The following is a 10,177-nucleotide window of genomic DNA, read 5'->3' as shown; positions in this document are numbered from 1 at the left end:
CGAAACGGAGTGTAGGGAAGCAATAAGAGCGTCAGGGCGGATTACTTCTCTATCGCTCGTAATGACGAAATTACGTTATTTTTGCGTAAGTCCTGATTTTGATTAGCTGTTCCTAATGTAGATAATCGGCGTTACATGAAACAAGGATGAATTATTGAACCGCGAAGACGCAAAGTGCGCGAAGGAATTAGGTTTATAAATTCACAAAAATTAAAAAACATCCCGCAAATATGCAACGCCAGATAATCAACTAAACATTGGTTGGATGTAGACATCCAGCATGTGCTCTTATTAGATTGCTAATGCTCGCTTTTCTAAGCTTAGTTCAAAGCGATCGCCTGGTTTGGGATCAAGCACCCGCGTCGAAAGATTGTTCTTTTCTAATAGCGAACGAAATTCTTCAGCACTTCCTTTAGTCTGAATGAGTTTCATCAGCAATCCCTCAAACGCCACATCCCCACCAGCGGCTGTAGATAATATTACTTGAGGTTGTAACGACTTTACTACTTCCAAGGCACTATTGTTTCCTTTAATAATCGGCCCAAGCAAAGGTATCGTCATGTCAATAAACGGTGTAATTACTACATCGATAGGTGCAGCCTGCTGAAGTTGCGGGGAATGATACCCGTGAGGCTCGTAGTATACCGTTAAACCACTCTCCAATTCTTTGAGGAGATAACTATTTTCTACCAGAGTTGGCCCAATAGGCGAACCGGGGAAAGCCTTAATTTCAACTTGATTATTTAAAGTGAAAGTTTCACCATGAGTCAATACTGTTACCTGTGTGTAACCTAATTGCTGTACTACCTTGGCTGCATTGACAGAAGCTACAACCTTGATGCTGTGATCCAGCAGCTTGAGCGTTGGTGGATGAGCGTGGTCTTCTAAGCCCTGAGACAGCAGGATCAGATCAATATTATCTGGTATTGGGCGATTTTGCGATCGCGAACCTTTAAACAGCCAATCCAAATTGCTAAAAATTAACGAACCCACCAGCCAAGGGTCAATTAGTATCCGCTTTTCAGCGATTTCTAGTAACCAAGAGTTGCTGTCTAACCAAGTTAAAAACATAAATTTTGTGAAGATAACGCCTACCTTCATTATCAATCGTGTCAGCTTTCTTAATAAGCACTCAGGTCAATACTTAAATTCGTCCGGTAAAGTCTACACACGGAGTTCTTTTAATGTCTGATCTTGGTTTTACTCACATTGCACTTGCAGTTACTAATGTCGATGCAAGTATCTCGTTTTATGCAAAGTATGCCCAGATGACAGTCGTACATCGTCGCACTGATCAAACGACTCAAGTAGATGTTGCTTGGATTAGTGACCTGACCAGACCTTTTGTGATTGTCCTAATTAAAGAAGCTAAAATAGAAGGCGCACTGTTACCACAATCCCATCTTGGGGTAGCTTATCAGAATCGTGAGCAAGTTACTCGCCTGTGTGATGAGGCACGCTCAGAAGGGCTACTGCTGGCTGGCCCAAATGACTGGGGCCCTCCAGTTGGTTACTGGGCTTATCTTCGAGACCCAGATAATCATACACTAGAGATTTCCTTTAGTCAGGAAATTAATTTTACAGTTGAGCAAGCTAGAGACACAATTAATCGCGTCTCTTAAAAAAAGGTATTACTTATTACCAGGCGTACTTCCACCTTCATCCTGACTGCCACCCTGAAAATGGGAGTTATCTGGGTCACAGCCCTCAGCACCATTACCAATTCCTTGGTTGCAATAGCGACGCGGTTTGACACCCTCCGTCAAAGTTTCAGTCTGCTCCTAAACTGCAACTTATTGTTGTCCAACGACGTACTGCGAGGAGATGTTTGCTACCTTTCCAGTGCTAGACAGGGCTTGGTATAACAAAGCAGACACCTGCCGAAACGGTTTTTTCCCTGACTATTTATTCTGCCACCAATATGGTCTGTTTATTTCTGCCAACCTGTACTAGCCCTAGAAATAGTAGGATGAGCTAATATTGCAAAACGCAAGTGTCGTAGCTCAACGTCTTAATAATTAACTTTCTCAAACGTTCCAGAAATATTGCTTTTAGCATCTGTTGAGATGTAAATGATTTTTTTTCCACCATGAACAATAACACCAAAGTTTCTACTTATTTCACCTTTACTTATATTAAAATTTATCGTAACAGTGCAATCATTATTTACCTTGTATGTGCCAGTATCTGAGAGATTTTGAGTAATCACTCCACCACTACTCGAACTACCATTAACCCCTATGATATTACCATTTCCATCAAATTTATCTAGAAAGACTAAATTAAAAGGAGTGGCTCCAGAGTTGGTAAAACCTGAAGAGGTACTTCCATAGTAGCCTTGTAACAACCTATTTGTGCAATACGAACTTTGTTTTTGTGTTAATTCTTGTGCTTTTACTAAGGTTCCTACACTTACAAAACCCAAGGCAAATAGGGTTGAAAAAACAGTTGTCAGCGCTCTATTTTTCAAAGACATGTTTCTTGTCTCCTCTTCTAAATTTTTGATATTTTTCGCAAAAGCCTAAGTAGGTTAACAAATTGAAAACCAACATCTAACATCAACACATTAGTTGTGACTGCAAGCAATGGAAATATCCATCTTTTTGCAGTGAGTATAGTAAAGTCGAGTTAGTTTTTTAACTAACTTCATAATTTTTCTAAAACTAATTGAATCAGATTATGACTACAGATGCAAGTAGCAAATTTTTCAAAAATAGTTAAGTGTTATAAAGTTTCTATGCGCGGGTTTTTGGCGCACCTGTAGAAAATGTAAAGTCTCGGATGTTGCAGGCAATAACTTATAATCTCGAACTAATCGGCGACATCCCATCAGCTTTCCCATAAGTCCGCTCTACAACCCAACGTTTTTTTACAACATTCCCAACTTTTCAAACAACCTCTTAGCTCTCCATTTTTTGGCAACGCTCAAGCTGACGCTGAAAGCTTTGTGAAACGGTAGTTTTACTTTTTCGTTTTCACTGATAATCAGTGATATGGAAAAAGTTTTTGCCAAAAAGCTAGGGTTTTGCCGATACAAGAGAAGCAAATTCTTAATTTTGGATAAAGTCGAGCTTAGACGACATTCCGGTGAAACAGCCTCACAGTCAAGATTAGAACTGTACTACATCCCTAAGATGACACAGAGTTTGCAGCCAGAACAAATTTGCTCAAATCAGCAAAGTTACTTTGATTCATGTATTTCATCTCACACTGCCATTCGTCTAAAAAGTCACAAGGGTATTTGGTATCCCTCGACTTATTAATCTCTTGGGGTGGATGAAACTAACATCTAATCAGTGCTGAGTGCTGAGTGAAGAGTTAGAAGTTAGAAGTTAGGAGTTAGGAGTGAGGAGTTATGAAGTCAGAGAACATTACTATATTAAAGAAACACTTTATTAATCTTATTAATGACTGTAACTACACAGCAGCTTGCAACCCAAGACGCCTTTGAAAAATTCTTTTGGACTTGGCGGGGTTATAAAATTCAGTATACTGTCATGGGCACAGGACGCCCTTTGGTACTGGTTCACGGCTTTGGTGCTTCCATTGGACACTGGCGCAAAAATATCCCAGTTTTAGCTGATGCTGGCTACCAGGTATTTGCTATAGACCTTTTAGGTTTTGGCGGTTCTGATAAAGCGCCCATTGATTACAGTGTGGAGATTTGGGTGGAACTGCTGAAAGATTTCTGCACAGCACATATACACGAACCTGCTGTACTTATTGGCAACTCCATCGGCGCACTTTTGAGCTTAATAGTACTGGTAGAACATCCAAAAATTGCTGCTGGCGGTATTTTAATTAACTCTGCGGGTGGGTTGAGTCATCGTCCCCACGAATTGAACCCACCGCTACGGATTGTGATGGCAGCTTTTAACAGGTTTGTGCGATCGCCAATTACAGGTAAATTTGTCTATAACCGCATCCGCCAAAAAGCCCAAATTCGCCGTACCCTCTACCAAATTTACCGGAACCGTGGAGCCGTCACCGATGAATTAGTCGATTTACTTTATACTCCCTCTTGCGATCCAGGAGCGCAACAAGTTTTCGCCTCCATTCTCACAGCCCCTCCTGGCCCAAGTCCAGAGGAACTATTGCCCAAAGTAGAATGTCCTTTATTATTAATTTGGGGTGCTGACGATCCCTGGACACCAATTACCGGGGCCAAGATTTACGAAGAGGCGCGTCAGAATGGCAAAGAAATCAAAATTGTTCCCATTCCTAATGCCGGTCATTGCCCCCATGATGAAGTTCCAAATATAGTCAATGCCCAGATTGTCGATTGGCTAGCGCAAAGTTAATAATTTCGTCCCCAGACCCAAGACGAGGGCAAACTGCCTATTCAGGACACTTACGTGTGACAAGGAACTGGCGTTGAGCGGCGGTTCCCGCCGTTGGCGTAGCCCATTTGGCCATTCCCTAACCGAGGCGTCAGACTTATATAGTTTAGGAGCAACATTGATTTGCTTACTTACTGATACTCCTTCTATTGATATCGGTAAGCTTGTTGATGATAAATATCGCTTTGATTTCCATAAACTAGTTTCCCTAATTAATCCGCGTTTTGAGTCCTGGTTGATGAAAATGGTAGAACGCAAACAGAAACGTCGTTATGCCAATGCAGCTGTTGCTTTGGAAGCACTTAAGCCAATTCAGGTTGTTGGTACTGCCACAGGAATAGATACTTTAGTCAGGACAATAATACCTAGCAAACGAGCTACTGTGCTGGGACTAGCCACTGTTGTTATACTGGCTGCGGTGCGGGCAACTTTGATGAGTTACCAGACAGGTGGTGCAGTCAGGCAATTGCTGGAAGCTACGGAATGTCAAAGCTTTAATTTAAACGCAAGTTGCCAAAAAAAACCGGGCATTAAGATTAATTAGGTCGCTTCCGGTTAGGAATTACAGCGGTTTTTAATGAAATAGACCAGATGCGTAGGGGCACAATATATTGTGCCCCTACAATCATTTATACTTCACACATATAAAAATTGGTGTAATCTCCACGAGTATCAAAGCCTCATTAATGGAGTTCAAAGACTCATTAATGGAGTTCCGAGCCTCATTAATGAGTATCAAAGACTCGTTAATGGAGTTCCAAGCCTCATTAATGAGTATCAAAGCCTCATTAATGAGTATCAAAGACTCATTAATGGAGTTCCAAGCCTCATTAATGGAGTTCCGAGCCTCATTAATGAGTATCAAAGACTCGTTAATGGAGTTCCAAACCTCATTAATGAGTATTAAAGACTTGTTAATGGTAATGCGCTATCAGTAATTGTCTAGTTATCTGCTGTAGTAAACTACATCTAAGCCAGAAGCTTGCATTCAATAGTTGATAGCGCTGTGAAAAAAATCCTGATTGTGTCAGCTAATCCCACGACGACAGATAAACTCCGCTTGGACGAGGAAGTAAGGGAAATTCAGGAAGGGTTGCAACGCTCTCGCAGCCGAGAGAAGTTTGAACTGATTACTAAATGGGCAGTGCGTCCTGACGATTTGCGGCGTGCGCTTTTAGATCACGATCCTCATATTATCCATTTTTCTGGACATGGGGGAGGAAATCAAGGTTTAGCCTTGGAAAATAATACAGGGCAAATGCAGCTGGTGAGTACAGAGTCACTGGCAAGGCTATTTAAGTTATTTAGGGACAAGGTTGAGTGTATATTATTAAATGCTTGTTATAGCGAGGTGCAAGCTGAGGCAATTTACCAACACATTAACTGCGTAGTTGGGATGAATCGGGCAATTGGGGATAAGGCAGCAATTAAATTTGCGGTAGGCTTTTATGATGCACTAGGCGCTGACAGGTCGTATGAGGATGCTTACGAGTTTGGCTGTAGCGCTATTGACTTAGAAAGTATTCCAGAGTCTTCCACCCCAGTGCTGAAAAGTCGGAACAATCCCCAAGGTGCTATCTCTGCTAACGAAACTATTCCAGATAACCAGATAAAACCAGCAGTCTCCTTAGAAAATCCAGAGGGGCAGGTATCTCTAAACTCTGCTTTCTATGTCGAGCGATCGCCTGTTGAGGTAGACTGTTATGAAGCGATTCTTCAACCAGGGGCCTTAATTCGGATCAAAGCTCCCCGGCAGATGGGCAAAACTTCGCTGATGTCGCGGGTTCTGCATCATGCTAGTCAAGATGGCTATCAGACTGCACCTGTGAATTTCCAGTCAGCCGATGCAGAATTTCTCGGCAATTTAGATCAGTTTTTGCAGTGGTTCTGCGCCAGCATTACTTACGAGTTGAATCTACCCGATAAGTTAGACGAGTATTGGAAGGGTGTTTTAGGTAGCAAGAATAAATCTACAAATTACTTTCAACGGTATTTATTACCCGCGATTAATAGCCCCATCGCTTTGGGTTTGGATGAAGTCGATGAAGTTTTCAAGCATCCGATAATTGCTGCTGATTTTTTTGGATTGCTACGAGCTTGGCATGAGCGGTCAAAGAATGAAACAATTTGGAAAAATCTCCGGTTGGTGATTGTGCATTCTAAGGAAGTTTATATCCCACTCAATATAAATCAGTCGCCTTTTAATGTGGGTTTACCTATTGAGTTGCCAGACTTAAATCAAATACAAGTACAAGACTTGGTACAGCTTCACAGCCTCAATTGGTCTAACTCACAAATTGAAAAATTAATGACACTCGTGGGTGGTCATCCTTATTTAGTGCGAGTGGCGCTTTATGAAATTGCCCGTGGTCGGATAACGCTGGAAAATCTGCAAAAAATCGCGGCAACTGAGGAAGGGCCTTACAGTGACCATTTACGCCGCCATTGGCTGAATTTGCAAGAGGATGCAGAATTGCTAGCTGCGGTTAAACAAGTGATGATAGCAAATCGCCCCGTGGATGTCGGCACAACTGAAGCGTTTAAACTCCGCAGTATGGGGTTAGTTAAGTTTCAAGGCAATCAAGTGATACCTCTGTGTGAATTGTATCGTCAATATTTTTTGAATCGCTAGGGAATTAAAAATTAAAAAACTACATTAGGAGTGCAATAGGACTTTCATCTGCAATTACCATTTAACAAAAAGGATTAACAATGGTTGAGGTTATTCAAGGAAGAGATATCACCCTAGCCGAACTCATCGAGCAATTTGGGCTACAACTTGCAGACAACGAACAGTTTTTCTCAGAGTGGCAGCTTGATTTACCTGAGTTGAGTGACTTAGAAAAGCAATCTCTCAACCAAGTTAAGGCAGAATATTTGCATCTATCGAAATATCCTATTTTGGAACCTGTAGTCAAAATGGTGGTGCTATCTCCACTATTGCATCTAGCAGGTTTTTATCAACCACCTTTTTATATTGCTTCAGAACAAGAAGTAAAAATCTCTTCTGAAGACGAAGGCACGATTATTAGAGGAGGTATTGACATCTTGGTGTTCCATCCTCCATTTTGGGTTCTTGTAATTGAAGCAAAACGAGCAGAATATTCTTTGGAGGTAGCAATTCCTCAAGCATTAGCTTATATGTTGGCTAATCCTGGTAATGATAAATCTACGTATGGTTTTGTAACCAATGGTCGGGAATTTCAATTTATGAAGTTGACGAAACAGGGCACACCAAGATATGCATTATCTTACACACTGTCGCTTAATCGGGGAGATGACCTACATACTGTTGTAAAAGTGTTAAAACGCCTAGCTGATTTAATTCGTAATTCGTAATTCGTAATTATGACCTCTCCCTGGTTTTACTACGCAAAACCGCCCCTCTCCGATTCGGAGAGGGACAGACTTGAACTTTAGTTCAAGGCAGGGAGAGGTTTGTCTAACTCGCGCTGAATTTTGAATTGTTTATGACCCAGTACCAATATCAAGTCGGTGGTAGTCTTCCTCAAAATGCACCAACTTATGTTAGACGGCAAGCTGACCATGACCTCTATGAAGGCTTGAAGGCTGGGGATTTTTGTTATGTACTCAATTCCCGGCAGATGGGGAAATCTAGCTTGCGGGTGCAGGTAATGCAGCAGTTGCAAACTGAGAGATTTGCTTGTGCTGTTGTTGATATTACAGCGATTGGGACGGCAGATATTACCCCAGAACAGTGGTATGCCGGGGTGATTGATACTCTGGTGGGAAGTTTGAATATTTATCCAACTTTTGATCTAGATACTTGGTGGACTGATAACGGTTTGCTTTCGCCAGTACAGCGTTTGAGCAAGTTTATTGAAACAATATTACTTAAAACAATTACTGAAAAGATTGTTATTTTTATTGATGAAATTGACAGCGTTCTGAGTCTTTCATTCAATTTGGATGACTTTTTTGCAGTGATTCGAGATTGCTATAACCGACGAGCAGACCATCCTGAATACAATCGCCTCACCTTTGCTTTGATTGGCGTATCTACACCTTCAGATTTGATTCAAGATAAACGGCGCACACCTTTTAATATTGGGCAAGCAATTGATTTAACTGGGTTTAAACTCCCAGAGGCGGAACCTTTGGCGCGGGGATTGGCAGAAGTGGGTGATTCTCAAGAGTTGATGCAGGTGGTGTTGGACTGGACGGGGGGACAGCCGTTTTTGACGCAAAAAGTTTGTAAGTTGCTGGTGCAGGGGGCACTGGAGACTAAAAACTGGGGACTAGAGGCTGGGGACTGGGTGGAAGAGTTGGTACGCGAGGGGATTATTGAGAATTGGGAGACGCAAGATGAGCAGGAGCATTTGAAAACGATTCGTTACAGAATCTTGCGGAGTGGGGAACAGCGGACTGGGCGATTGTTGGGGTTGTATCAGCAGATTTTGCAGCAGGGAGAGATAGTAGCTGATGATAGTCCTGAACAAACTGAACTACGGTTGACGGGTTTGGTGGTGAAGCGAGACGGAAAGCTGCGAATTTATAACCGGATTTACACAGAGGTGTTTAAGCAGGAATGGTGCGACAAGATTTTAGCAAACTTGCGCCCCTATTCCGATACATTTAATGCCTGGGTTGAGTCGGAACGTCAAGATGAGTCGCGCTTGTTGCGGGGACAGACTTTGCAAGATGCCCAAGAATGGGCAGTAGGTAAAAGTTTGAGTGACTTGGACTATCGGTTTTTAGCTGCTAGCCAAGAGTTGGAAAAGGGCGATGTGCAGAAAAGGCTGGAGGCAGAGGAACAGGCAAAGCAAGTTTTAGCAAAAGCAAACAGCAGAGCTAATCAACGAATTCGCAGTGGTTCTGTGGTGCTGGGTTTTGCTCTGGTGGGGGCAATTGCTTCGGGAATATTTGCACAACAGAGTATTCAGCAAGCTAATGATGCCAAAACAGATTTAAAAACAGCTAAGACAGAAGCCAAAGCCCAGCGTCAAAAAAACGAGCAGATATCGCACGATGCAGAAGTCAGACAGAAAGCAGCAGAAACCGAAGAGAAACAAGCAAATAAGAATTTAAATTCTGCAAAAGCTAACTTGGTAAAAGCTAATCAGCAGTTTCAAGCTGCAACAAAGAAGGTGAAGTCTGCTGAGGAAGATGCGAAGAAAGCAACGATAGAAAAACAACAGGCACAACAACAAGCAAGAAAAGCTCAAAGTGACCTGAAAGTAACAGAAATTGCTCAGAAAAAGGCACAGCAACAACAACAGCTAGCAAAACGAGATTTGAAAACAGCGCAGATTGCCAAGAAAGAGGCAGAGGCAGAGCGTCAAGTTGCCCAAGACGCTACGCGACTGGAACGGTCAGGAGTAGCGAATATTAACCGCGTTCAGTTTAATCAACTGGGGGCTTTGCTGGCAGCCATGCGGGATGGCAAGGAGTTAAAAGGTTTAATAGATAAGCATAATCTGAGAAAACTAGAAGCTTACCCTGCGGCTAGTCCAGTTTTAGCTTTACAGACAATTTTGGATAAAGTGCAGGGATTTACAATCATGGCCGGGCATGAAGATCCAGTCATAAGTGCCAGTTTTAGCCCGGATGGGCAGCGCATCCTCACCGCCTCTTTTGACAAGACAGCGCGGCTGTGGGACTTACAGGGCAAGGAAATTGCCAAGTTACAGGGGCATGAAGGTTCAGTCAGAAGTGCCAGTTTTAGCCCGGATGGGCAGCGCATCCTCACCGCCTCAGATGACAAGACAGCGCGGCTGTGGAACTTACAGGGCAAGGAAATTGCCAAGTTACAGGGGCATGAAGGTTCAGTCAGAAGTGCCAGTTTTAGCCCGGATGGGCAGCGCATCCTCACCGCC

Annotated in this window: 10 protein-coding genes; 7 read left to right on the top strand and 3 right to left on the bottom strand. The window is 42.6% G+C overall.

Features of this window, described 5'->3' with window-relative positions; all coding sequences use genetic code 11:
• Positions 1-291: 291 nt before the first annotated feature.
• A complete protein-coding gene (locus V7L29_RS19755) occupies positions 292-1,071 on the bottom strand; it encodes an MBL fold metallo-hydrolase (protein ID WP_334690038.1) in 780 nt (259 codons plus the stop codon).
• Positions 1,072-1,184: 113 nt separating this feature from the next.
• Between V7L29_RS19755 and V7L29_RS19750 the strand changes: the two genes are divergently transcribed.
• The gene (locus V7L29_RS19750; protein WP_334736570.1) at positions 1,185-1,622 is read left to right on the top strand and encodes a VOC family protein; all 438 of its coding nucleotides are present in this window, start codon (positions 1,185-1,187) and stop codon (positions 1,620-1,622) included.
• A 9-nt stretch (positions 1,623-1,631) separates the two neighbouring features.
• On the opposite strand, the gene V7L29_RS19745 is transcribed toward V7L29_RS19750, so the two are convergent.
• On the bottom strand, positions 1,632-1,766 hold the full coding sequence (locus V7L29_RS19745; RefSeq protein WP_334736569.1) for a hypothetical protein: 135 nt from the start codon (positions 1,764-1,766) through the stop codon (positions 1,632-1,634).
• 245 nt (positions 1,767-2,011) lie between these two features.
• The gene (locus V7L29_RS19740; RefSeq protein ID WP_334736568.1) at positions 2,012-2,476 is read right to left on the bottom strand and encodes a hypothetical protein; all 465 of its coding nucleotides are present in this window, start codon (positions 2,474-2,476) and stop codon (positions 2,012-2,014) included.
• A 931-nt stretch (positions 2,477-3,407) separates the two neighbouring features.
• On the opposite strand from V7L29_RS19740, the gene V7L29_RS19735 reads away from it, so the two are divergent.
• The 6 genes from V7L29_RS19735 to V7L29_RS19710 all read left to right on the top strand — a co-directional run.
• Complete coding sequence (locus V7L29_RS19735; protein ID WP_334736567.1) at positions 3,408-4,301, top strand: alpha/beta fold hydrolase; 894 nt, start codon at positions 3,408-3,410, stop codon at positions 4,299-4,301.
• Between the two features lie 73 nt (positions 4,302-4,374).
• Positions 4,375-4,884, top strand: a complete 510-nt coding sequence (locus tag V7L29_RS19730) for a hypothetical protein (RefSeq protein WP_334736566.1) — start codon at positions 4,375-4,377, stop codon at positions 4,882-4,884.
• Positions 4,885-5,068: 184 nt separating this feature from the next.
• Positions 5,069-5,278: a hypothetical protein gene (locus V7L29_RS19725; RefSeq protein ID WP_334736565.1), complete on the top strand. Its 210-nt coding sequence runs from the start codon at positions 5,069-5,071 to the stop codon at positions 5,276-5,278.
• A 68-nt stretch (positions 5,279-5,346) separates the two neighbouring features.
• Positions 5,347-6,972, top strand: coding sequence for an AAA-like domain-containing protein (locus V7L29_RS19720; protein WP_334736564.1), 1,626 nt, complete (start codon positions 5,347-5,349; stop codon positions 6,970-6,972).
• A gap of 80 nt (positions 6,973-7,052) precedes the next feature.
• Positions 7,053-7,679 (top strand): type I restriction endonuclease, encoded by a 627-nt coding sequence (locus V7L29_RS19715; protein WP_334736563.1) that lies wholly within the window; start codon positions 7,053-7,055, stop codon positions 7,677-7,679.
• Positions 7,680-7,810: 131 nt separating this feature from the next.
• Positions 7,811-10,177 (top strand): AAA-like domain-containing protein (locus V7L29_RS19710; RefSeq protein WP_334736562.1); only part of this gene is annotated, 2,367 nt, incomplete at its 3' end.

Origin of the sequence: Nostoc sp. (assembly GCF_036916575.1) — a bacterium.
Classification (GTDB): Bacteria; Cyanobacteriota; Cyanobacteriia; order Cyanobacteriales; family Nostocaceae; genus Nostoc.
Note: the sequence above shows the minus strand (reverse complement) of the source record. Positions and strands in the feature narration are given on the sequence as shown.